Source organism: Bradyrhizobium sp. Leo114, assembly GCF_055229415.2.
On the sequence record NZ_JBUYEN020000034.1, the window covers coordinates 48,562 to 69,506 of the forward strand.

Consider the following 20,945-nt stretch of genomic DNA (forward strand, 5'->3'; position numbering starts at 1 on the left):
TCACACCCCCGTCGATGCGAGATGGACTGCATTTTCGATCCGCTGGTAGCAACCGCAGCGACAGATATTCCCGGATAGGGATTCGCGGATCTGGTCGTGCGACGGCTTTGGATTGTCCATCAACAGCGCCGCCGCCTGCATGATCTGGCCGGTCTGACAAAAGCCGCATTGCGGCACGTTGAGCTGTCGCCAGGCCTTCTGCACCGGGTGGTCGCCGGTCGGATGCAGGCCCTCTATGGTGGTGACCTCGCGGCCACCGACGTCGGACACGGAGGTGATGCAGGCGCGCACCGCCTGCTTGTCGACGATGACGGTGCATGAGCCGCACAGCGCCTGGCCACAGCCGAACTTGGTGCCGGTCAGGCCCACTTCATCACGGATAAACCAGAGTAGCGGAAGATCGGGATCGCCATCCCAATTTTGTTCCTGGCCATTAATCTTCACCTTGATCATGATCGTCTCTCCCTGTTCCTACAGGAGCCGTCATGAGCGTGTCTTCGAGGCGAGCAAGAAAACCTTTCTTAGGAGATCCCTTGCACGGTCTCAGGCAAAACTGACCTCGCTGAGAAACCGCAGACTGCACCGTAGGATCTGATGATTGTGTGTGTCGCGCCCATCCTCCTGTTTTAATAGTTTCGCTTTGTTCAAGGTATGGACACCTGGAAGCTTAACACAAAACGCGACCGAATATGATTCACAAGCGCCTTGTTTGCTTTTGTGTTTTGGCGAGGGCTGGCTGCTCGAACGGCGTGCTTTTGGTCAAGGCCCCTTACGCAGTAGCCCCTACGAGACGGGATTTTTTCGAGGCGCTGTATGCGGCTATAAGATCGACGTGTCGTATTGGAACGCTCTTGAGGGAGATGATGCCGAGGTCGAGGCGCCTCACTGCTGCATATTGGAGCTGAACTCTGATCAGGAGGTCACGATGAAGATTGACAGCACTACATTCGGCGCGATTACGATTGACGGGACGACGTATCAGCATGACGTGGTCATTCGTCTTTCCAGCGAAGTTGTGAAGCGGAAAAAGAAGCTATCAAAGAAGCTCTATGGTACCTCGCACGTGCTTTCAAAAGACGAGGCAAAGTTTCTCTTCGAGAAGGGGTGCGACCAGGTCGTCATTGGTTCTGGTCAAATGGGCAACGTGCACCTGTCACGGGAAGCTGAAGCCTATTTCGAAAGGAAGGGCTGCGAGGTGCTGTTGAGGCCGACACCCGAGGCGATCCGGATGTTCAACCGGTCGCATGCCAGGAGGATCGGGCTCTTTCACGTGACCTGTTGAACGAAATGGCCTGGTGAAGCTGTGCTTCCACGTTGGATCAGCTGGTTCGGCGCGCTGCTCATCTCCTTTGTTTTGACAATTGCGCTGTCGGTTTCGCCGGCGCACGCCTTTGAGGATGCTCGCAAGGTGAGCGTGGTGTCCTTCGGCCTTTTCGGGGATCAGACCGTATTTAGAAACGAGGCATTCGGCGCAGCACAGGTCATAGCGGGCCGTTTCGGGAGCGGCCCGATCAACGTGCAATACAATTCGAAGAAAGGCGGAGATGCAACGATTGAAGGCTTGGCTAGGTCCTTACAGGCGGCGGCCAAGGGGATGGACACCGGGAACGATGTTTTGTTCCTGATTCTCACCTCGCACGGCTCCCCCAACGGGCTCGCAATCAAAGCGGGACGGCTTACGCAAACGCTCACGCCGTCCAATCTCGCTGCCATGCTGGCGCGAAGTGGTATGCGATACAAGGTGGTGGTCATCTTGGCCTGTTATTCCGGGGTCTTTATCCCTCGTCTCGCGAACCCCGATACGATGGTCATCACCGCGGCCGATGCAGACCATCCATCGTTCGGCTGCCGGGACAAAGCCAAGTGGACGTATTTCGGCAACGCCTTTTTCAATGTCGCGCTTCGGCAAGCTAGACACCTGGAGGACGCCTTTGTTGTGGCGCGCTCGCTCGTCAAGAAGCGGGAACTGCGCGAGCACTTCGAGCCGTCGAATCCGCTCATGGCAGGCGGCCAACACGTCCAGCCGTTGCTCATTGCGCGTCCTTGAGCGACCGGCGGCCTTCGCAGCCGACACCGGGCTGCCGAAAACCTCGTCTGTATGTCGAATCACAGAGGCGAATGGCCCCCCATTCGATCGGCGCATCCGCCGTGCCCGCAGACGAGCCGCCCGCCGGGCGTTGGTCAATGGTCCTGTTTGTCTGTGCTAGACGCCTTGGCTGCCACGAAGAATGTTCATCAGCGCTACGGGATTGTCCGGCAGCCGGTCGCCACGCCACGCGACATGCTGATCTGGACGAGCCAGCAACAGAGAGTGCCGATAGACGTCGGGCGACTCCGCTGCGCCTGTGTCGAGAACTGTCAGAGGCACGCCGGCCGCCGCAGCAGGGCCGGCGCCGGCGGCAACGCCCTTGATGAACCTGGTCCGGGCGGTCGACAGGCCGAAACCAGCAGCATCAGAAACAGCGCGGTACCTGGCGGCGGTCCGGCTTCCTTCCGATCCCTGCATGACGGCGCGGCCATCGGTCGTGCACAGGTACCACCTGCAGGCCCGGCCGCGCTTTCTCAGTCGGATTTCAAAAAGCGGGAGTTGCTCCGGCAACCGAATGGAGAAGTGGAATGGCCGGCAGACCCATCAAAATCCCGTCCGACGGCGTCATGCGGTCGCTGCGGCAGATTTTTGGCCCTCCGCCGCTTCGGCGGCGTCCAATTCGGTTCGCAGATCCGCCGCCATCTTCTCAAATCGTTCCCGGTCGGCGACGGTGTTCATGGCCTGCGCGAAGCGCTGCGCCCGGGCGATCTGCTCCAGCAGGAACTCCTTGCTTCTGGCCATGGCGTCATCTTGCTTCGATGCTCTGTCCCACGGGCCAATGCGCGGCGCGGTGGTTTGTTACGGAAGCGGCAATTTGAAGGGCTCCAAACCTTCAGGCCCGCCCGCTGTTAGGTTTCTCGTTTCAAGCCCGGCGATCGGCGGGCGCGCGCTCATCGGCGATGGCCTTGGTGAGCTCGGCGCCGAAGAGGAAGATCTGCGCCGAATAGTACGTCCAGAACATGAGGACGATCAGCGCGCCGGCCGCGCCATAGGGTGAACTGGGCGCGGCGCGGCCTAGGTAGATTCCGATCAGGGACTTGCCGATGGCGAAGAGCACGGCCGTGACAAATGCTCCCAGCATCAGGTCGCGCCAGGGTATCGGGGTGTCGGGAAGCACCTTGTAAATCGCGGCGAACAGCAGCGTGAAGATGGCCAGCGACACGACGGTGTTGAGGACGGCCAGCAGCACCTTGCCGGCGAGCAGCCCCGCAAAAACGTCGCCGAGGGCGGATAAAGCAGTGCTGGCAGCCAGCGACACCACCAGCATGAAGCCGAGCGCAGCGACCAGGCCCAGGCTGGCGGCGCGGGTCCGGATCAAGGCGGAGATCGGCTCCTCGCTCGGCTTGGCCTTGAACGTGTTGTTCAGCCCCGTGTGCATCTCGCCGAACACGCCCGAGGCGCTGATCAGAACGGTGACGACGCCGAGAACTGTCGCGATGGTCCCAGAGCCAGGATCGCTGGAGCGTTCAAGGATGGATTTGATGAACTCGCCGCCGGCCGGACCCAGAAGCTGGCCGAGCTCCTCGCTGATCGCCCCGCGAGCGGCATCCTGCCCGAAGACCAGGCCAGCGATTGCCACGACAATCAGAAGCACCGGCGCCAGCGAGGTCGCAGCGTAGAACGCGATGGACGCCCCGCGGCTCAGAGCATCGTTCGTCAGGAAGCCTGAGAACGCCGCCTTCAATATCTGCCACAGCCGTCCCATCAGTTTTCTGTCCGCGCCTGAGCCTGCACTCGCCAGCGAGCCACCGCTCTGAGCGCGGCCCCGCCTTTGGGGACTATGGGGGCTGGGGAGGCGAGGCCACGCAGGCCAGCATTTTCGCACGGCCCGCCGGACCAATTCGTCCGGGACACCTGCGTTCCGATCGCGATTGAAACCGCCCGCCGATCCTGGGTAGACTGTTAGAGCTCCATGGCTAGGCGTATGAGATCGCCGCACGATCGTGCCAGATCCGCCCTCGTTCAGTCTTTCGCGCCCGCGAAACGAGGGCTCCGTCACGAATTTCGACCGCCAACTCCATTGCAGCGAAACTTGCCCGCCTTAAATTTACCTAAGTAGATCCTGCTCTGAGACGTGCATTGCCATGTCCGTTACGCAGACATCCGCCACCGTCCTGCCGCCGCGCGCGACGCAGCACCGGCGCTGTCCCAGGTGCCAAGCCCATATGACCGTGCAGTATGTGGCCCCGGCCCGTGCGGCTTCGAGCATTGGACATTGCGGTGCGCCAAATGCGGCACCATCCAGGCAGCGCAGGTTGACGCCGATCCGATGCAGTCCGATGCGCTGCGCTGGATCGGCAGCAGAGAGCTCCTGCCACCACAATGACCTGTCAGGAGACGGCCCACCTCGAGTCGCTGATCCGCGAGGATTTCGAGCGATGCCATCCTGGCGAGACGCTGGCGGATCTCAAGCGGCGCGCGTCCTTTTCGAAAGAGGACCGAGGCCTGCTGCGGGACTGGATGGCGGTCGGCCGCTCGCGCCGCAGCAGCCTGTGCGGCAAAGGAATAGTCACCACATTAGGTGTAAACCCACAAACCTTCGGGGCGGACGGCTCGGCAGAGTCCGCTTACCCCGGATAGCGGCTGAATTCCGCAACTCAGCGAAATGATGCGATGGGCCACAAGCGGCCCTCGCTACGGCTATCGTCCAGAGAAGGGGAATGGTCATCGACCTCCACCAAGTGGTACGTTTGCTGCTGACGGATTTCTGGAGGCATTGCGTCATGATCAGCAAGGCCGATGTTATTGTCATTGGTTCCGGCGCCTTGGGCGCCGCAACCGCATACTACTTGAGCAAGCGCAAGGGCCTCAGCGTCGCCCTTCTCGACAAGCATGATCTCGGATCGCAAACCTCGCCCCGCGCTGCAGGCATGGTGAGCTGCGTTCGCAAAAGCGACTTGATGATTGGCCTCATCAAGGACGCATGTCGCAAGATTGAAGCGTTCACGGAAGAAACCGGGCAACCTCTGGATTGGGTGGATTCGGGCAGCCTGAAGATCGCGCGTCGGCCGCAAGACGCGGAGATTATCGAGGCGGACTTTGAACGCGGCCGCCGTATGGGCCTTGATGTCGAGCTGATCTCTCCGGCGCAGGCAAATCGTCTCAATCCATTTTTAAAGCCGACAGGCGTCGTAGCGGCGATGAGGATCGGTGACGACAGGTATTTCGATCCAGCGCAGGTTGCTATCGGCTTCGCCCGAGCAGCGGCGAACCGGGGCGCAACCGTGCTGCCGAAAACAGACGTGCTCACCGTGAACATCAGCGCTGGCAAGGTGACCGGCGTAACTACCGCGAAAGGCAGAATTGAAGGCCCGGTCGTTGTCGATGCAGCCGGTGCATGGACGCGACAGGTCGCGGAGGCGAGTGGAATTCGCGTGCCGTTGGTACCGACCCGCCAGCAACTGATCGTCACGGAGCCTTTGGATGGCGCGCGTGCTGACCTGCCGATGGTTCGGATCATGGATGCCGCGGTGTACGCGCGGCCCTGCCAGGGCGGCTTTCTATGGGGTGTCTACGAGGAAACGCCGCGATTTTTCGATATGCAATCGCTCGGACCCAGTTTCGATATCAAGGACATGCCACTCGATATCGAGGTGCTTCGTTCAGCCGCTGCGGACGTCAAGGATCAGCTCCAGTCCTGCAAACCGCCAAGGTGCGGGAATTTCGCGGTGGCATTCCGACAATGACCGCCGACGGCCACCATATTCTCGGCCCGGCCCCGGAGCGACCGGCTTCCATTTTGCCAGCGGGTGCAATGTCGCCGGACTTTCAATCTCGCCAGCGGTCGGAGAGGCGCTTGCGGCTTGGATTTTCGATGGCAAGCCGCCTGTCGATCTATCGCCAATGTCTGTCATGCGCCTCAAAAACCAATCGTGGTCTGAACCGCAATTGGAGAGGGAAGCCGCCTGGCAATATCGGCACTTCTACGGCGCGGTCTGACTTCTCTTGGTGAGAAGACGAGTAGGCGACTACCCGGAATGACGCCTTGGGGTCAAAAGCCGGGCTGCACTGATGGGAAGGGCCGCCGTGATGTCGAGTGCAATGTCCTGAGCCAGTAGCCGCATCCCGCCTCAACCCGGCGAGGCACCGGCGTCGAGTAGCTGCGAGACGGCGGTCGCCAATTGCGCCGGCGCAAAAGGTTTCTCGATCAGGACGCTGCCAACGACGCCCTGCGATTTCCAGTCTCCCGCGCTGGCGCCCGTCATGTAGACCACCGGAAACGCCGGCGTAATCTCCCTGATCTGCCGCGCCAACTCCCATCCGCTGATGCCATCGCCGAGGTTGACGTCGGTCAGCAGCGCGCGACACCGCTCACGGCCGTCGCGAAAGGTGGACAGGGCTGCCTCCCCCGAGTGGACCGAGCAGGCCTCGAAACCGCCGTCCGACAAGGCGTCCTCGATGAAGCTGCAGATCAGGGCTTCATCCTCCACGACCAGCACACGAACGGCATTACTCACTTTTCAAGTCTCCTCGACGACAGAGGCCGGTCGTCTCGCATGACGGCGGGTGCGTTGGCCCGCGAGTGCCGTGCCGCCTCAAGCCACCGGCACACCGTAGTAGGCGTTCACGGCGCGCGTTGTCGCCGGATCACTCCAATTCCAACTGCTCTCGTCGGCGTATTTGGGGGCGCCGCGGAGCTGGTCTTGGGTGATGCCGGTGACGTAGCCGCCGAGGTTGGTGTCGTATTTCAGCGCCTGCCAGGGCAGCGGATAGTGATCGTCGCCGATGCCGAGCAGGCCGCCGAAGCTGAGCACTGCGTAGGACACCTTGCCACTGACCTTGTCGATCATGACGCGCTCGATGTAGCCGACCTTTTCGCCGTCGGCCCCGTACACGTTCGTGCCCTCGACCTTATCGCGTCCGATGAGACTGAACGTCTCGCGATCTTCCATGGTCATGTTGACCTCCTGGATGTGTCTTCCGGAGTCAACCGGACGACCATGGCTCCGTTCCCGGCTGAAGGATCGCCCCAGGTCCAAGATTCCTGCGGGCAGCGGGCAAGAGATCGTTCAGAGGGTCCGCTCTGATATTCGGGATCGTGTCACCCCGGTCTGCACCGGAAGCCCGGCACGTGGACCACGCGCCTTGAGGTGGCTCAAAGCGAACCAGCTGCAGAAGCGAAGCATTACCGAGCGGCATGAGCGCGCTCCGGCCGCCGCTCATTCTTGCGAACGCGAACCCGGAGTTGGTTTCCACAGCGGCTCCGCCAGAACGATCGTCGGCGTTGCGGGTCGAACGGCTGCAGCCCTTGGATATAAAATCGGCCCGGCGAGCCCCTGCCAGCCGAGGCCGATTCCCGTCCGGAGTCTAGGATTAGCTTGGCGGTTTCAGCGGACTGTCGATCCACTTCTGGGCGGCGGGATCGTGCCAGGGGTCACCGTCGCAGTATGGACAGACATAGCGCTCGCCGCCCCTGCCCGGATCATCAGGCGCAAGCTTCATCGGCCGCCCGCACGCCGGGCACGCCTTCCGGATCGGATGGATCACCGCCATTGGATTTCCCTGCCGAGGCAGCCTACTGCCGCTCGCAATGCGGGTACAAGCGTTTCCCTTTGCCTTGAGCCCGATGCCGCCGCCCTTCATGCCGCCGCACAACGCTCGGCCGACCGAAGGCGCATCGGTTTGCCGCCTGGCGGATGGCGCGGGCCGCCATCGAGATCGCACAGCGCCTCGAGAATTTCGTCGATGGTGACGGGCGCCTTCAGCCCTTCGGGAGCGCGCAGCGACGGGCAAGATGCGATCGCCGATGCATCCGAGGCCCATGAGGCCAGTATCGCGCGCTTCTCGCCGAGGCTGAGGCCCGAGTGGAAGACTACATCCCGGGGGCGTTCGAATTTGGTGCCGGGATGAAGCAGGTAGTCGAAATCGAATACGTTGTCGTGGATTGCGGTCGTCGGCCGCATGGTCGCCTCCTGACTTGGACGAGTTGCCGGTGTCCGCCGCGCGGGTCCGCGCGGCGGCGCGGATCATGGACGTCGCAGGCTGATCAGGCCGCCTTTCCTTCGATCTGCTTGACGTTGCTCGGGCTCGCGCCGTTGATGTCGATGCGGCGCGGCTTCATCGCCTCGGGGATCTCCCGCTGCAGGTCGATGATGAGCAGGCCGTTCTCGAAGCGGGCGCCCTTGACCTCGACGTGGTCGGCGAGCGTGAACTGCCGCTTGAAATTGCGCGCCGAGATGCCGCGATGCAGGAAGGTCTTCTCCTCCTTCTCGGCCTTGTGGCCTTCCAAGGTCAGCACGTTCTGCTCGACCGTGAGCGCGACCTCGTCGGGCGAGAAGCCGGCGAGCGCCACCGAGATCTGGAAGTGGTTTTCGTCGAGCCGTTCGATGTTGTAGGGGGATAGGTCTCTTCGGCGGTCCGCTGGACCTCGTCGAGAACGTCAAAAAGGCGGTCGAAACCGATGGTCGACCTCCACAGGGGAGTCCAATCATACCTCATAGCCAAATCCTCCAAAGAGCAAGTTGGGTACGAGCCGGCACCGGACACCTGACCGGCGCCCGCCTTGCAGGGCCCCGAAGGCACCCTGACCGCATCTGCGGCGACAAACAAATTTGGAAGCCGCGAAAAAGTTTCAAGGGGTGACGGGAAATTTTCGCAAGGAGTTTGGTAAACGATTTGCCGACGGATCAGCGCGGCAGCTCAACCCCTTCCGGCAGATCGTCCGGATCAAGCTTCATCTCCAACCGGAAGCCGTCGAGCGTCGCCCGGAACTTCGTGCCGTGCATCGCGACGAACTTGAAGCGCGCCCCGATCATCATCTGCAGGATCGGAGGCAGCGCGTCCATGGGCAGCGGGAGCAACCCAGCGATGGATCGCCGTAGCCGTCGAGCGATCCGACGCCGAGCGGCCGCAGCGCTTTGCGCTCCTCCGGATCCAGATCCCTCGAAGGAAGGAACGTCAGCTCGATCCCGGTCCTCGGGCCCTTCGGATGCAGCAACCTGCCCCGGACCTGGAGGTGGCGGAATTCGTGGTAGGGATCGACCGGTTGCCGATCCGTGTTGAGGCTTAGCGAATAGCCCCAGCTCCAGTCCTCGACCGCCACAACGTAGTAGACGTCCGGCTTGCGCCTTCGCTTTTTCTTCGTTGGCTTCGGATCGGCAACCATCGGTTGGACCCGCCTCTCGGCACCAGCGGCGCCAGGCTATCCGAGTCGGGGCCCGCCGAAATCAGTCGAGTCCTTGGGTCGCGCCTGCGATCGCCCGCAGCGCCGCGAACGCGCCGCCCGGCTTGACCAGGGCCTCGACCTCGCCCTCGAAGTCGGTGCGCGGCATCCGCGCCAGGCTGCGCCAGCGCTCAGAAGCATGCGGCTCATAGAGCTCGTTGTCGAAGACCAGCGTGAACTGCGTCTGCACCACCTCATCCTCGCGAAGGCGGTCGCGCAACAGCGGCATGGCGCCGGCGGCCTCGCCGACCGCAGCGATCCTTGAGTTTTCGTCGGCAAGGGCTTCCCGCAGCTTTTCCTCCATGAAGTCGAGCAGATCGAGGACGAAGTTGGCGAACTCGGTACGTCTGGGTCTCATGGCAATCGCTCCGTCGATATAGGTACGGGGACGAAGTAGCCGGCGAAGGTTTCACATGGGTCTCATTCGGAGCCGCTGCGGCAACATTTGTTGACAGAAAACATCGCTAAGAAAAGTTAGCTTCCCACCCGCGCTAAAAATCTGCGTAGAGCGAAGCCCGCGGCGCTCTTGCGGGTTGAAACACCTCTGTGTACCGAAAACCTAACCCCTGCGGTAGTGGTGATGAAGTCCGCCCAGGATAGCAAGTGCCCTGACTTCACCGGTTCGCTGAACTGGGCGAGAAACGGGCGCATCCTTGCCCAAAGCCAAGTGTGTGCGCGTCGCATTATAGTAGCGAGCGTAGGATTTCAGAATCCGGTGCAGATGTGCCTCGCCCAGGACAATGATGTGGTCCACACATTCACGCCGGATCGATCCGATCAGCCGTTCGACAAAGCCATTCTGCCAGGGTGAGGCAGGTGCAATGGGCTTGTCCCGGATACCCATGGCACAGTCGGCGTGTGACGACGGCACCGTAGATGCAATCCCGGTCCCGGATCATGTAGCGCGGAGCCTCGTTCCAGGGGAATGCCTCCGTTAGTTGACGCGCGACCCATTCGGCGGTTGGATGTGCTGTGACGTTGATCCAGACAAGATCTCTGCGGTCCAGCCGAACGATGACGAAGGCATAGAGCAGTTTGAAGCCAATTGTTGGGACAACGAATAAGTCCATGGCAGCAATGTCTGGCGCGTGATTGTGCAAGAAGATCCGCCATCCATGGCTGGGCCGCCCTCGCCCTTTGACCATGTACCTGGCGACGCTCGACTCCGCGACCTGAAACCCGAGCTTGAGCAGTTCGCCGTGGATGCGAGGTGCGCCCCAAAGCGGATTTTCGACGCTCATCCGCCGGATCAAGACGCGCAGCTCCGTTTCGATCTGCGGTCGCCCTCCCCGTGGGCGCGACTTCCAACGCCAGTAGCAGCGGAATCCGGCTCTGTGCCAACGCACCAGCGTTTCGGGCCGGATGATCGTGAGAACCTGCAGGATTGCTGGAAACCAACGATACAGCTGGATAAAGAACCAGCGATCATGGTTCGTGAGGCGAACGCGACCACGCGGCCTGCGCCTCAAGACAATCAACTGATGTCGCAGCACCGCGTTCTCGGCTTCAAGCCGTAACTTCGACCTGAATGGCGAGGCCAGGACGGCGAGGGCGAAGCAGAACAGCCCGATCATCCCGCCAGCTTAGGTGATTCCAACGCGGCATCACACTCGGATGAGGTTTTCGGTACACACAGGGAAGAGACACGTCTTGCCGCTCCTTTTGGCGCTCGCGATGGTGTGGGTTGGCGCCACCATCCTTAGCCATTTCCTCTTTAACGCCGCCGATTCCATGGGGGCTTTCTGCAAGGGCACGTCCGAAGACAAGCTAACCCCTGTCAACAAGGGAATCGATCAGGACGGCAGGGACTTCGCAACATCAGCGCTTTGTGCACCCACGGGGTTGAAGGTCTTTGCAGGCCGTTCATACGAAATCAAGATTACGGTCGCCGAACCTTGGGAAGACGCCGGACGGCCGACAACGCCCGCAGGTTTCCGCACGTCGACCATCGACCTCTCAAATCGATGGAAGTTTCGTGGCGCCATCCTCCTGCGCCGCATTCTGTTCAGGCCTTGGTATCGTATCATCGCACGGGTTGGCGAAACCGGCGTCGACGAATATTTCCTCGATCCCATTCCGCTCCCGAACACGACGCCGCAAGCATACAAGGCAACATTCAAGGCGGCCCGAAGCGGCGAACTCTTCCTCTACGTGAACGACGCGGTTATCGGCCTACCGTGGGTCTACGACAGCTTCTATCCTAACAATGGAGGCAAGGCCAAGATAACGGTCCGACTTCTCTAAGTCATTCACATGCGCACTCCCGACCGCACCCGTGTGCAAGGCAAGCCCCGCTGCTTCATTGACGAAAGCTGTATTGGCGCCTGCAGCCGCTTCGAATTAAGACCTAATGCGACCCTTCGGTCTCCGAGCCGGCACGACGGCGATTTGGCACTTCGTTTAACAAACGGGCAAAGTCGCAAGCCTTCCAGGATTCCTTCCAGCCGCTGCTCACGGATCATCGCGGCAACCAGGCACATAAGAACGCCGAGCGCGCGGGTCTTCGCATCGAGCATTCGCGCGCGGATGTCGCCTCGATGCCACCAGCAGCGATCGGCAGGGCGGAGTTCCGGGCATTGCATGAGTACATGGTCCGCCGGCGCGGTGCACACATGGCAAGGGCCGTCATTGCGACGCTGTCTGCGGCGTGGACATGGGGCACGGAAAGCACCCACTGGCGGCTGTCACCGAATCCGCGGCTCGATATGGAGTTCGAAACACCGCCGGGACGCATTGTTCAGGTCACCATGCCAGAGTTCATGGCACTCGTCGCTGCCGCCGATACGATAGGGCGCCAGTTGATCGGCGACTGCTTCTACTCGGCCTATTCACAGGCCAACGTCAGACTGACCGTCTCCGGATGAAAGACGAGAGCGACGTTGAAGGCCGGCACGCATCTCGTCAAAGCAAGACCGGCCAGTCAGCTCCTTGCCCAGCAAAATCAATGGTTTAGGGATCGCAAATCCGACGAATTGAACCCAATTTCTGAGCCTATCCGGACAAGGGTCGCACGCCCCGGTGCGGCGGACTCACCCACAATACCGAGGAGGCCTCCGGCAGTCGCGATACGAATCCGCCCTCGCACAGTCTCGATGTAATGCCGCTCGATGCGCGGACCATCAGCGGACATACGGCCTCATGCGATCTCTGGTCCAGCCTGACCCAGAACTCAGCTTCGGTCATGCCCTCGGACCGCTCCGTATCCCGGGCCTCGGCGATCGCACTATGGAATCCAGGTTCGCCAGCCAGACTCGGCGACCTAATCAACCGCTTGATTCGAGCTGGCTTTTCGTCGCAGACGATGGACCATCAGACTAATTTTGGACCACGCTCGTGGACCATGCAAGTAGGCTGCTGTTTCGGCTCTCAGAAAAAGGCCCTTACGGCGCGGCCTGTCCGTCGGAGGGCGCCGCGCGGCCGTCTGCACTAGGGGGCTGACACCTCGCTCTCCGGTGCCCGGACAGTTCGAGAACTTATCAACTGCTGATCGAGCGCGGAGATAGGCGCGGGCGCGCCGACGTGCTCTCAGCTCGGTTTCGTGCCGTGTCCGCCTCTACTTGCAATCGTGGTCGGGCTGGTGGGGCAACAGGCATTCTGCGAACATTTTCTACGCAGCACTCAAATTTAGACGTGACCGCTCCATTGTCCTGCATCCCGAACTTGCCGTTATCCATCGCCTGCCGTAGTTGTCGGCAATGCTGTCGTTTATCCTCCGCAGGCTGTGGCTAGCCGCGCTGGTGTGCCTCACCGTCCTGGTCGTCAGCTTCATGCTGACACGCCTGTCCGGCGATCTCGCCGCGTCGATCGCAGGACCAAACGCCACGGCCGCGGATATTGCGATCATTACGAAAAACTATGGCCTCGACCGGCCGCTGGTGGTGCAGTTTCTCGATTGGGCCGGCCACGCCGCCGAGGGCGACCTCGGCCGGTCCTACCTCTTCCACGCCCCAGTCTCGGAACTGATCCGCGACCGGCTTCCGGTGACGCTGACCCTTGGCCTAACCGGACTGACCATCGCGCTGCTGATCGCTCTGCCGTTGGGGATACTGGCCGCGGTATGGGAGGGCTCGGTGATCGACCGCGGGATCATGTTGGTGGCGCTTCTCGGGCAGGCGATGCCGGGCTTCTGGCTGGGACTGATACTGATCGTCGTGTTCGGTCTGAACCTGCAATGGTTGCCGATATCGGGCGTCGAGACGTGGCAGGGCTACATCATGCCGGGGTTCGTGCTGGCCTTCTCCGCAATCCCTGCAGTGATGCGCCTCACCCGGTCCGGAATGATCGAGGCGCTCTCCGCGGATTACATCCGCGCCGCGCGCGCCAAGGGCCTGAGCTGGTCGACGATTGTTCTCAAGCATGCCCTGCGCAATGCAGCGATGCCGGTGGTCTCGATCGCAGCGGTGCAGCTCGGTTTCATGCTGGGCGGCTCCGTCGTGACGGAGTCGGTGTTCGCGCTGCCGGGAGTCGGCTACCTCGCCTGGGAATCGATCACCAAGAACGACTTTCCGGTGGTTCAGGCCGTCGTGCTGTTCCTTGCCATCATCTATATCGCACTCACCCTGTTGGCGGACATGATGAATGCGCTGCTCGACCCGAGGTTACGGGCGTGAAAACGGCTCACGACTCACAAGCCTTGTCGAGCCGGTGGCGGCTGCCCGCATTTGGCGATCTCGCCACGGTGCTCGGGGCGGCGATCGTCGCCACCGCCTTCGTGGTCGCGATCTTTGCGCCCTATTTGACACCGCATGATCCCTTCGCGCAGGATCTGAACATGCGCCTCATTCCTCCGATATGGATGGAGGGCAGCCAACCGACGCATCTCCTGGGCACCGACCAGATCGGCCGCGACTACCTGTCGCGGCTGATCTACGGCGCGCGCATCTCGCTTCTGATCGGGGTACTGACCGTGGTCACGTCAGGCATCATCGGCACCACGCTTGGCATCCTCGGCGGGTTCTATGGCGGGCGGACCGATGCCGTCATGATGTTCCTGATCACCTGCCGCCTTTCCATCCCTCTGATCCTGGTGGCGTTGACGGTAGTGGCGTTGGTCGGCAGCTCGCTTGCGGTGGTTATTTTAACGCTCGGGCTGCTGCTGTGGGAACGGTTTGCGGTGGTGGCGCGCACCACCACCATGCAGGTGCGCAACCTCGACTACATTGCCGCCGCCCAGGCTGCCGGCGCGTCGCGCGCACACATCCTGTTGCGTGAGGTGCTTCCCAACATCGCCAACCACCTGGTGGTGGTGGCGACGCTGGAAATGGCGCTCGCGATCTTGCTCGAAGCGGCCTTGTCATTCCTCGGGCTCGGCGTTCCCCAGCCGTTGCCTAGCTGGGGGCTGATGATCGCCGAAGCCAAGGAGTACATGTTCTTCAGCCCATGGGTGATCGTGACCCCCGGCGTTGCGCTGTTCGTTCTGGTGCTCGGCATCAACCTGCTGGGCGACGGACTGCGCGACATGCTGCGTGCGGACCTGCGACAATGGCGCTCGTGATGCGAGACGCAGTGCTCAGCATCGCCAATCTGCGCGTGTCGTTTCCGCGGATGGAGGCAGTGCGGGGTGTATCGCTGACGCTTAGGCGCGGCGAAACGCACTGCGTCGTCGGCGAGTCGGGTTGCGGCAAATCCATTTCGGCCTTGTCGGTGATGAACCTGTTGCCACGTGGCGCCATCCGCAGCGCCGATCACATCCGCTTTCGCGAGCACGACCTGCTCGGGATGTCGGAACGGCAGATGGCACGCCTGCGCGGCGACAAGATTGCGATGATCTTCCAGGAGCCGATGACGAGCCTGAACCCGGCCTATACCATCGGTTCGCAAATGGCCGAGGTCTTCGAGCGCCATCGGCGAGCGACGCGGCGCCAAGCCCTGGATCGGGCGGCCGAATTGCTGGCGCGCGTCGGCATCACGGCGCCGGGAATGCGTCTCGCCCAATATCCGCATCAGCTCTCCGGTGGTCTGCGCCAGCGCATGATGATCGCGATGGCCCTGATGTGCGGCCCGGAATTGCTGATCGCCGACGAGCCCACCACCGCGCTCGACGTCACGGTGCAGGCACAGATCCTGCGCTTGCTGCAACAGCTGCAGGAGGAATTGGGCCTGGCTCTGCTGCTGATCACCCATGATCTCGGGATCGTGGCGCGGATGGCACAGCGCGTCTCGGTGATGTATGCAGGCGAAATGGTCGAGAGCGGTCCCGTCCGAGAGATTTTCAAGGCGCCGACGCACCCCTACACACGAGGTCTGTTGGACTGCATCCCCGTGCCCGGCATGACCAAGGCTGGCGAGCCCTTGGGCAGCATTCCAGGCGTGGTCCCTCGCATAGCGCCGGGCTTTTCGGGTTGCGGCTTTCGCGACCGCTGCACGCTGGCTACGGCCGAATGCGCCCAGACCTTACGCTTGCGCGATGTAGGCGCCGATCACTTCTATCGCTGCCGACTGCCGCCGAACTGGAAGCGGAACGCCGTGGCATGACCTTCGCGATTGAAGTCCGCAATGTCTATAAGGAATTCCAGCAGAGGGGCGGCCTCGGGCGTGCGCGTAGCGCGGTGCGCGCCGTGGACGGAGTGACCTTCTCGCTTGCCACAGGCGACGTGCTGGGCGTGGTTGGTGAATCCGGTTGCGGCAAGTCGACGCTTGCCCGCCTGATCATGGGCCTGTTGCCGCCAACCGCAGGCGAGGTCCTGATCGATGGGCGCAGCCTCGGCGCCATGGATCGGCGCGAACGCGCCCGCCTGATCCAGCCCGTGTTCCAGGACCCGTTCTCCTCGCTCAACCCGCGCCAGCGCGTTCGCGACATTGTCGACCTGCCGCTGGCCTCGCAAGGCGACCTGCCGAAGCCGCGGCGGACCGACCGCGTCATGGAGATGCTTGCGCGCGTCGGCATCTCCAGCGAGATGGCCGAACGACTGCCCGGGCAACTCTCCGGCGGCCAGCGGCAGCGCGTCGCCATCGCGCGCGCGCTGGTGCTGCTTCCGCGCATCGTGGTGTGCGACGAGCCGACCAGCGCGCTCGATATGTCGGTACAGGCGCAGATCCTCAACCTGCTCGCGAAGCTGCGGCGCGAGCTTGGGCTGACCTATCTCTTCATCAGCCACAATCTCGCGGTGGTCGAGCATATTGCGACCGAGGTGGCGGTGATGTATCTCGGCCGGATCGTCGAGCACGCACCGACGCAAGACCTATTCCGCCGGCCGATGCACCCCTATACCCGGGCACTGCTGGCCTCGGTGCTGACGCCCGATCCGGCGCTGGGCGTCCCGGAGGTGGGGCTCGGCGACGCCTACCCGGATCCGACCAACATACCCTCGGGCTGTCGTTTCCACCCGCGCTGCCCGAAGGCATTTTCGGAATGCCCGGGAACGGCTCCGGACAACATCCGCAAGGACGGACGTCTCGTCGAATGTCTGCTGGCGGTTGCGGACCTATCCGGCGAGACGGTCCGATGGCCTATTTCCAGCTCGACAGATAGAAGCGCGGCAGATCGTCCTTAGAGCTCTCGAAGACCAGGTGCTTTGAAAAGGCGACGTAGCGGACGGCGCTGAACAGGGGCACGAAATCGGCACGCTCGGTGGCGAGCCTGATCGCCTCGCTATAGGCTTGGCGGCGCACTTCCGGATCGAGGGTGGCTCCGGCCTTTTTCAGGAGCTCCTGCACCTCGGGATCGCGCGCGTAGTCGTCCAGTCCTCCGCCGAGGAAATAGGGCATGAAGGCGGAAATGTCGTTGATGGAATTGCTGCCCCAACTGCCACAGTAGAGCGGCGCCTCGCCGGCCTCTGCTTTCTGGATCGCAGCGCCGATCTGGAGCTGCTGGATCCGCAGGTTGATGCCGACGGCCTTGAGATAGTTTTGCAATGCAGCGTTGATCTGCGGCGTGTTATAGGAGATCAGCTCGGTGTCGAAGCCGTTCGGATAGCCCGCCTCGGCCAGAAGCTGCTTCGCCCTGGCCGGATCGTAGGGATATTTGACGGCCGCCGAGACGTCGCAGCCGAACTGGCTCGGAAAGCACGGCGAGTCGATGACCTGGGAATCGCCCTGGATCAGCTGCTTGGCCATGGTTTGGCGGTCGATGGCCGAGATGATCGCCTGCCGGACCTTCAGCTTGGTCAGCGGATTGCCAGCGCCGGTGCGGCCGGCCGCGTCGATGGTCATGAAATGGACCCGCATGGTCCCGAACCGGAGCGCTTCCAGATTTGGCATCTTGGCGATGTTGGCGAACTGGTCCGCATTGTAGCCCCAGATCCAATCGGCCTTGCCGCCGAGGAGTTCGGTCATTTCGGTCGTGGCGTCCGGCACCTGGTGGATCTTGATGAAGCGAATGGCGGGCCGCCCCTTGGGGCTGCCGGCGTAATGACCGTCATACCGCTCCATGTCGATTTGAGTGGTGCCGTCGACCTTGGTGATCTTGTAGGGGCCGGTGCCGATCGGAGCGCGGGAGAAGCCGTCGGGGCCGAGCTTCTCGCGATAGGCCTTCGGCCAGATCGGCGTCACCATGGCCAGGTATTCCAACACGGCCGGCGACACGCCGGTCAGCTTGATGCGCACCCGAAAGCCGTCGAGCTTCTCGGCGCCGGCGAGGGATGAGTAGTACGCGGGGATAGCCACCCGCTTGTCGCGGATGATGGTATTGATCGTGTACACCACGTCATCGGCGGTAAACGGGTCGCCGTTCTGGAACGTGACGCCTTGGCGGAGGGTGAAGTCGATCGTGGTCGGATCGATCTGCTGCCACGAGGTGGCCAGAGCAGGTTTGATCTCCATAGTCACGGGGTCGCGATAGACCAGGCAGTCGAAAGCCTGGAACGCTACGACCATCCCGGTGCGCTGCGAATTGTAGTATGGGTCGATGTCAGGAACGGCATCGCGCCATGTGATGCGCAGCGTGTCAGCCGATTTCTGCGCAAACGCCGGGGCGACCGTGGCGAGTGCCATGCAGACGGCCGGTACCGCGTTCCGAAGCCAGATATCCAATCGCATTTGTCCAGACCCTATCCAAAAACCAAGTGTTGAGGAAACTCCACCTCGATAGCAGAAGCAACACGCGCCTATGCACTGGATGCAAGTTGGTGCCGCAGCCCCCCGATCTTCAAGGACCGGTGACGGGACCGAATTGGGGTTCTTGGCCGGTCTCACTTGACTTCCCGGTACCGGGTTGTGTTCTATTGGGTACGTACAATCTGCCCGTGTGAGGGGGGTCACATGCCGCACCCGAAGCTGAGGAAGATCTGGTCATACCTGCCGGCTTGGGGCGCACTGTTGCTGGGTTTCGGAGCAGTCGTTGGCGATGCTCGGGCGGACAGGCCGGAGCTCCGGTCGTCCGGGGCAGCGGCAGAACCGTCGAGCCGGTCCGCTTCAAGGTCAGACGAAGTCGCCATCATGATCGACAGCGAGAAGATTTTCATCTCGCAAGACGGCCGCACATTCGAAGAATTGCACTTGGGCGACACCCCCGAGGCTGCACATTTGAAGAAGCTTTTGCGGGATGAGGCTGACGGACGGTCGGTATCCGTTCCCGTCGGCTCCATGATCGTCGCGAGCGGCGGCGGAAGCGGCAAAGGCGCGAAGCCCAAGAACTCCCGGGCAACGAGCAGTACAGGAAACGGCAAATGATCCCATTGCCACGGCAATGCGACCTTGGTCGCTAGGATCGCGGTCGCCGTGCAGCAGCCGCATCTCAACGGCTTGGCTAGTAGCCTCCAGGGCCCTGTTCTCAAATCGTTTAAGCGCGGAACGCATCGGACAACCACGCCGGAAGAGACCCTGGCCCGCGTTGCGCCCGCAGCGCGGCGGATCGGGATCACCCGTGTAGGCAATGTGACGGGACTGGATCGAATTGGAATTCCGGTCACCGTTGCCGTTCGCCCGAACTCGCGGTCATTTTCGGTCTCGCAAGGCAAGGGTCTCGATCTTTCCCAGGCGCTCGCCTCCGCCATGATGGAAGCGATCGAGCTGTTTCACGGAGAGGACCTCACGGAGCGCACGGTCGTCGCGAGCTTCCGTCAGCTCTCAGAGGAGGCCCGCGTGATATCCCCCGCCTCGCTTTGCGGCACCGGCGTCCCCTTTCCCGATCGAACCGAGATCGCCTGGATAGGGGGCTACGATCTGCTTCTTCGCGAACCCTGCTGGGTGCCTTGGGAAGTGGTGCATACCGACTACACGCTGCCGACCAGTCACAGCGGCGAGCATTTTCTTTCCGGCACCAATGGACTAGCTGCCGGCAATCATCTTGCCGAAGCGATCTGCTCCGCTATTTGCGAACTCGTCGAGCGCGACGCCGTTGCGGGCTGGCACGCGCAGGACATCCGCGCGCGCTCGCGCTGCCGATTGGATGTCGGCTCCATCGCCGATGAAGATTGCCGGAGGCTGCTCGATCAATACGAACGCGCGCGCATTGCGCCGCGGCTTTGGGACGTCACGTCCGATATCGGAATTCCCGCATTCATTTGTGACATTCCTGCTGCGATCGACGAACCATCCGAAGACTTGAGACGATTTCGAGGAGCTGGCTGCCACCCCAACCGCGCCATTGCGCTCGCCCGGGCAATGACCGAGGCCGCACAGACCCGGCTCACCTATATCGCCGGCATTCGGGACGATCTTTTAGACTACACGGAATCGGCAAAGGATAAATTGGGTGCAGCCTTGCTGGACGCCCTGTCGCGGGCTGCCGAGGCGCGCGCGTTTGCCGACCTGCCGAATTTCGATAGCGATGACGTAACGGCCGATCTGCGATGGGCGCTAGAGCGATTGCGCACCGTCGGTGTGGAGCGGGCGATCGCGGTCGATTTGACGCGCCCAGACTTCGGCATCCCCGTCGTGAGGATGGTGATCCCCGGCCTCGAATGGGATTGCACCCATCCCCGCTATGTCCCGGGCTTTCGGGCGCGACGCGCTGGCGGTGACGTCGAATGACCGCCATCGTTTTTGCCGGCCCGTCATTTCCGCCATACACGCGCCCAGACATCGCTGGCTTTGAATGGCGGCCCCCCCTGCAGCGCGGCGACCTGTATTTGGCCGCGCTGGACCAACCGGCGCTAATCGGCGTCATAGATGGCTATTTCGAAACCGTCCCGACTGTCTGGCACAAGGAAATCCTGTGGGCCATGTCGCAGGGCATCCATGTGTACGGCGCCGCCAGCATTGGCGCGCTGCGGGCCGCGGAGCTCGCCGATTTCGGCATGAAGGGCGTCGGCCACATCTATCGGCAGTACCGCACCGGCGAATTGACCGATGACGACGAAGTCGCGGTTCTGCACGGGCCCGCCGAGGTCGACTATGTCCAGGTCACCGAGGCTATGGTGAATGTGCGCGCCACCCTCGAGCATGCGCTCCAGTCAGGTATCGTGGAGCCGGACGTCGCATCCGCGCTGGTCGAGGTCGCCAAGTCGCTGTTCTACAAGGACAGGACCTATGAGGCGATCGTGAAGGCTGCAACCGCGCGCAGGCTTGCGTCGGACGCGCTCGATCGCTTCGCTGCCTGGCTTCCTCGCGGACAACTCGATCAAAAACGGATCGACGCGGAAGAGATGCTTCACGCCATGATGGCCCATCTCGAACGCGGCGTGCCCCCCCTTGAGGTATGCTACCAGGTCGCCCACACGTTCGCTTGGGAGGAAGCCCGCCAACTGATCGAGCGGGCAACCGGTCGCACATTGCACACGCGGCCCTGAGCTGGGCTTTACACCCTCCAAGCCG

27 protein-coding genes and 1 pseudogene are annotated in these 20,945 nt (G+C 62.2%); 13 read left to right on the forward strand and 15 right to left on the reverse strand.

The window, feature by feature from the left end; all coding sequences use genetic code 11:
• Positions 1–453 (reverse strand): (2Fe-2S)-binding protein, encoded by a 453-nt coding sequence (locus ACZIRK_RS32205; RefSeq protein WP_130226127.1) that lies wholly within the window; start codon positions 451–453, stop codon positions 1–3.
• Positions 454–925: 472 nt separating this feature from the next.
• Here ACZIRK_RS32205 and ACZIRK_RS32210 point away from each other — a divergent pair, with 472 nt between their 5' ends.
• Together ACZIRK_RS32210 and ACZIRK_RS32215 are read left to right on the forward strand one after the other, a co-directional pair.
• Positions 926–1,282, forward strand: coding sequence for an Mth938-like domain-containing protein (locus ACZIRK_RS32210; protein ID WP_130226126.1), 357 nt, complete (start codon positions 926–928; stop codon positions 1,280–1,282).
• A 21-nt stretch (positions 1,283–1,303) separates the two neighbouring features.
• Positions 1,304–2,047, forward strand: coding sequence for a C13 family peptidase (locus tag ACZIRK_RS32215; protein WP_245474734.1), 744 nt, complete (start codon positions 1,304–1,306; stop codon positions 2,045–2,047).
• 156 nt (positions 2,048–2,203) lie between these two features.
• Here the strand turns inward: ACZIRK_RS32215 and ACZIRK_RS32220 are convergent, their stop codons facing one another.
• The 3 genes from ACZIRK_RS32220 to ACZIRK_RS32230 form a co-directional block, all read right to left on the reverse strand.
• Positions 2,204–2,506, reverse strand: a complete 303-nt coding sequence (locus tag ACZIRK_RS32220; RefSeq protein WP_130226125.1) for a hypothetical protein — start codon at positions 2,504–2,506, stop codon at positions 2,204–2,206.
• A gap of 147 nt (positions 2,507–2,653) precedes the next feature.
• The gene (locus ACZIRK_RS32225; protein ID WP_165435233.1) at positions 2,654–2,830 is read right to left on the reverse strand and encodes a hypothetical protein; all 177 of its coding nucleotides are present in this window, start codon (positions 2,828–2,830) and stop codon (positions 2,654–2,656) included.
• A 121-nt stretch (positions 2,831–2,951) separates the two neighbouring features.
• Positions 2,952–3,773, reverse strand: coding sequence for a YihY/virulence factor BrkB family protein (locus ACZIRK_RS32230; RefSeq protein ID WP_245287502.1), 822 nt, complete (start codon positions 3,771–3,773; stop codon positions 2,952–2,954).
• Between the two features lie 638 nt (positions 3,774–4,411).
• Here ACZIRK_RS32230 and ACZIRK_RS32235 point away from each other — a divergent pair.
• Positions 4,412–4,669 carry a hypothetical protein gene (locus ACZIRK_RS32235; protein ID WP_035691600.1) on the forward strand — a complete coding sequence of 86 codons (258 nt, stop codon included), beginning with the start codon at positions 4,412–4,414 and terminating at the stop codon, positions 4,667–4,669.
• Between the two features lie 80 nt (positions 4,670–4,749).
• Positions 4,750–5,775 (forward strand): NAD(P)/FAD-dependent oxidoreductase, encoded by a 1,026-nt coding sequence (locus ACZIRK_RS32240; RefSeq protein ID WP_474418825.1) that lies wholly within the window; start codon positions 4,750–4,752, stop codon positions 5,773–5,775.
• A gap of 384 nt (positions 5,776–6,159) precedes the next feature.
• On the opposite strand, the gene ACZIRK_RS32245 is transcribed toward ACZIRK_RS32240, so the two are convergent.
• From ACZIRK_RS32245 to ACZIRK_RS32290, 10 genes and pseudogenes are all read right to left on the reverse strand, one after another.
• The gene (locus tag ACZIRK_RS32245; protein ID WP_130226124.1) at positions 6,160–6,546 is read right to left on the reverse strand and encodes a response regulator; all 387 of its coding nucleotides are present in this window, start codon (positions 6,544–6,546) and stop codon (positions 6,160–6,162) included.
• Positions 6,547–6,624: 78 nt separating this feature from the next.
• The gene (locus ACZIRK_RS32250; RefSeq protein ID WP_028167097.1) at positions 6,625–6,987 is read right to left on the reverse strand and encodes a PRC-barrel domain-containing protein; all 363 of its coding nucleotides are present in this window, start codon (positions 6,985–6,987) and stop codon (positions 6,625–6,627) included.
• Between the two features lie 415 nt (positions 6,988–7,402).
• Positions 7,403–7,582 (reverse strand): hypothetical protein, encoded by a 180-nt coding sequence (locus tag ACZIRK_RS32255; RefSeq protein ID WP_028167096.1) that lies wholly within the window; start codon positions 7,580–7,582, stop codon positions 7,403–7,405.
• An 86-nt stretch (positions 7,583–7,668) separates the two neighbouring features.
• On the reverse strand, positions 7,669–7,992 hold the full coding sequence (locus ACZIRK_RS32260; protein WP_028167095.1) for a hypothetical protein: 324 nt from the start codon (positions 7,990–7,992) through the stop codon (positions 7,669–7,671).
• Between the two features lie 83 nt (positions 7,993–8,075).
• Positions 8,076–8,527, reverse strand: a pseudogene (locus ACZIRK_RS32265) (Hsp20 family protein).
• Between the two features lie 188 nt (positions 8,528–8,715).
• The gene (locus ACZIRK_RS32270; protein WP_283813262.1) at positions 8,716–8,847 is read right to left on the reverse strand and encodes a hypothetical protein; all 132 of its coding nucleotides are present in this window, start codon (positions 8,845–8,847) and stop codon (positions 8,716–8,718) included.
• Positions 8,844–9,194 (reverse strand): hypothetical protein, encoded by a 351-nt coding sequence (locus ACZIRK_RS32275; RefSeq protein ID WP_130226123.1) that lies wholly within the window; start codon positions 9,192–9,194, stop codon positions 8,844–8,846. Before ACZIRK_RS32275 ends, ACZIRK_RS32270 begins: the two co-directional genes overlap by 4 nt.
• A 61-nt stretch (positions 9,195–9,255) precedes the next feature.
• Positions 9,256–9,609, reverse strand: coding sequence for a hypothetical protein (locus ACZIRK_RS32280; protein WP_130226122.1), 354 nt, complete (start codon positions 9,607–9,609; stop codon positions 9,256–9,258).
• 201 nt (positions 9,610–9,810) lie between these two features.
• Complete coding sequence (locus ACZIRK_RS32285; RefSeq protein ID WP_130226121.1) at positions 9,811–10,095, reverse strand: integrase core domain-containing protein; 285 nt, start codon at positions 10,093–10,095, stop codon at positions 9,811–9,813.
• Positions 10,010–10,825 (reverse strand): hypothetical protein, encoded by an 816-nt coding sequence (locus tag ACZIRK_RS32290; RefSeq protein ID WP_207231032.1) that lies wholly within the window; start codon positions 10,823–10,825, stop codon positions 10,010–10,012. Before ACZIRK_RS32290 ends, ACZIRK_RS32285 begins: the two co-directional genes overlap by 86 nt.
• A 76-nt stretch (positions 10,826–10,901) precedes the next feature.
• Between ACZIRK_RS32290 and ACZIRK_RS32295 the strand changes: the two genes are divergently transcribed.
• The 6 genes from ACZIRK_RS32295 to ACZIRK_RS32320 all read left to right on the forward strand — a co-directional run bounded on the left by ACZIRK_RS32295 (position 10,902) and on the right by ACZIRK_RS32320 (position 16,744).
• Positions 10,902–11,495, forward strand: a complete 594-nt coding sequence (locus ACZIRK_RS32295) for a hypothetical protein (RefSeq protein ID WP_474418826.1) — start codon at positions 10,902–10,904, stop codon at positions 11,493–11,495.
• 368 nt (positions 11,496–11,863) lie between these two features.
• The gene (locus ACZIRK_RS32300; protein WP_165435232.1) at positions 11,864–12,115 is read left to right on the forward strand and encodes a hypothetical protein; all 252 of its coding nucleotides are present in this window, start codon (positions 11,864–11,866) and stop codon (positions 12,113–12,115) included.
• Between the two features lie 831 nt (positions 12,116–12,946).
• Complete coding sequence (locus ACZIRK_RS32305; protein WP_130228658.1) at positions 12,947–13,861, forward strand: ABC transporter permease; 915 nt, start codon at positions 12,947–12,949, stop codon at positions 13,859–13,861.
• Positions 13,862–13,929: 68 nt separating this feature from the next.
• Positions 13,930–14,745, forward strand: a complete 816-nt coding sequence (locus ACZIRK_RS32310; RefSeq protein ID WP_245474949.1) for an ABC transporter permease — start codon at positions 13,930–13,932, stop codon at positions 14,743–14,745.
• Positions 14,745–15,725: an ABC transporter ATP-binding protein gene (locus ACZIRK_RS32315; RefSeq protein ID WP_130228656.1), complete on the forward strand. Its 981-nt coding sequence runs from the start codon at positions 14,745–14,747 to the stop codon at positions 15,723–15,725. Before ACZIRK_RS32310 ends, ACZIRK_RS32315 begins: the two co-directional genes overlap by 1 nt.
• Entirely contained in the window at positions 15,722–16,744 is a 1,023-nt protein-coding gene (locus tag ACZIRK_RS32320) for an ABC transporter ATP-binding protein (RefSeq protein ID WP_130228655.1), read from the forward strand. Before ACZIRK_RS32315 ends, ACZIRK_RS32320 begins: the two co-directional genes overlap by 4 nt.
• On the opposite strand, the gene ACZIRK_RS32325 is transcribed toward ACZIRK_RS32320, so the two are convergent.
• Entirely contained in the window at positions 16,701–18,221 is a 1,521-nt protein-coding gene (locus ACZIRK_RS32325; protein WP_474418827.1) for an ABC transporter substrate-binding protein, read from the reverse strand. The two genes, ACZIRK_RS32320 and ACZIRK_RS32325, sit on opposite strands and share 44 nt — an antisense overlap.
• A 405-nt stretch (positions 18,222–18,626) precedes the next feature.
• On the opposite strand from ACZIRK_RS32325, the gene ACZIRK_RS32330 reads away from it, so the two are divergent.
• From ACZIRK_RS32330 to ACZIRK_RS32340, 3 genes are read left to right on the forward strand one after another with little or no spacing between them, the layout of a single operon-like run.
• A complete protein-coding gene (locus ACZIRK_RS32330) occupies positions 18,627–18,860 on the forward strand; it encodes a hypothetical protein (RefSeq protein ID WP_130228653.1) in 234 nt (77 codons plus the stop codon).
• 24 nt (positions 18,861–18,884) lie between these two features.
• Positions 18,885–20,162, forward strand: coding sequence for a YcaO-like family protein (locus ACZIRK_RS32335; protein ID WP_130228652.1), 1,278 nt, complete (start codon positions 18,885–18,887; stop codon positions 20,160–20,162).
• A complete protein-coding gene (locus ACZIRK_RS32340; protein ID WP_474418828.1) occupies positions 20,159–20,920 on the forward strand; it encodes a TfuA-like protein in 762 nt (253 codons plus the stop codon). Before ACZIRK_RS32335 ends, ACZIRK_RS32340 begins: the two co-directional genes overlap by 4 nt.
• Positions 20,921–20,945: the final 25 nt, after the last annotated feature.

What these genes read in the sequence shown, in the direction of transcription:
- ACZIRK_RS32205 (WP_130226127.1), bottom strand. Translation starts at nt 453, where the DNA reads ATGATCAAGGTGAAGATTAATGGCCAGGAACAAAATTGGGATGGCGAT.
- ACZIRK_RS32210 (WP_130226126.1), top strand. Translation starts at nt 926, where the DNA reads ATGAAGATTGACAGCACTACATTCGGCGCGATTACGATTGACGGGACG.
- ACZIRK_RS32220 (WP_130226125.1), bottom strand. Translation starts at nt 2,506, where the DNA reads ATGCAGGGATCGGAAGGAAGCCGGACCGCCGCCAGGTACCGCGCTGTT.
- ACZIRK_RS32225 (WP_165435233.1), bottom strand. Translation starts at nt 2,830, where the DNA reads ATGGCCAGAAGCAAGGAGTTCCTGCTGGAGCAGATCGCCCGGGCGCAG.
- ACZIRK_RS32235 (WP_035691600.1), top strand. Translation starts at nt 4,412, where the DNA reads ATGACCTGTCAGGAGACGGCCCACCTCGAGTCGCTGATCCGCGAGGAT.
- ACZIRK_RS32240 (WP_474418825.1), top strand. Translation starts at nt 4,750, where the DNA reads ATGGTCATCGACCTCCACCAAGTGGTACGTTTGCTGCTGACGGATTTC.
- ACZIRK_RS32250 (WP_028167097.1), bottom strand. Translation starts at nt 6,987, where the DNA reads ATGACCATGGAAGATCGCGAGACGTTCAGTCTCATCGGACGCGATAAG.
- ACZIRK_RS32255 (WP_028167096.1), bottom strand. Translation starts at nt 7,582, where the DNA reads ATGGCGGTGATCCATCCGATCCGGAAGGCGTGCCCGGCGTGCGGGCGG.
- ACZIRK_RS32260 (WP_028167095.1), bottom strand. Translation starts at nt 7,992, where the DNA reads ATGCGGCCGACGACCGCAATCCACGACAACGTATTCGATTTCGACTAC.
- ACZIRK_RS32270 (WP_283813262.1), bottom strand. Translation starts at nt 8,847, where the DNA reads ATGATGATCGGGGCGCGCTTCAAGTTCGTCGCGATGCACGGCACGAAG.
- ACZIRK_RS32275 (WP_130226123.1), bottom strand. Translation starts at nt 9,194, where the DNA reads ATGGTTGCCGATCCGAAGCCAACGAAGAAAAAGCGAAGGCGCAAGCCG.
- ACZIRK_RS32280 (WP_130226122.1), bottom strand. Translation starts at nt 9,609, where the DNA reads ATGAGACCCAGACGTACCGAGTTCGCCAACTTCGTCCTCGATCTGCTC.
- ACZIRK_RS32285 (WP_130226121.1), bottom strand. Translation starts at nt 10,095, where the DNA reads ATGGGTATCCGGGACAAGCCCATTGCACCTGCCTCACCCTGGCAGAAT.
- ACZIRK_RS32290 (WP_207231032.1), bottom strand. Translation starts at nt 10,825, where the DNA reads ATGATCGGGCTGTTCTGCTTCGCCCTCGCCGTCCTGGCCTCGCCATTC.
- ACZIRK_RS32300 (WP_165435232.1), top strand. Translation starts at nt 11,864, where the DNA reads ATGGCAAGGGCCGTCATTGCGACGCTGTCTGCGGCGTGGACATGGGGC.
- ACZIRK_RS32305 (WP_130228658.1), top strand. Translation starts at nt 12,947, where the DNA reads ATGCTGTCGTTTATCCTCCGCAGGCTGTGGCTAGCCGCGCTGGTGTGC.
- ACZIRK_RS32315 (WP_130228656.1), top strand. Translation starts at nt 14,745, where the DNA reads ATGCGAGACGCAGTGCTCAGCATCGCCAATCTGCGCGTGTCGTTTCCG.
- ACZIRK_RS32320 (WP_130228655.1), top strand. Translation starts at nt 15,722, where the DNA reads ATGACCTTCGCGATTGAAGTCCGCAATGTCTATAAGGAATTCCAGCAG.
- ACZIRK_RS32330 (WP_130228653.1), top strand. Translation starts at nt 18,627, where the DNA reads ATGATCGACAGCGAGAAGATTTTCATCTCGCAAGACGGCCGCACATTC.
- ACZIRK_RS32340 (WP_474418828.1), top strand. Translation starts at nt 20,159, where the DNA reads ATGACCGCCATCGTTTTTGCCGGCCCGTCATTTCCGCCATACACGCGC.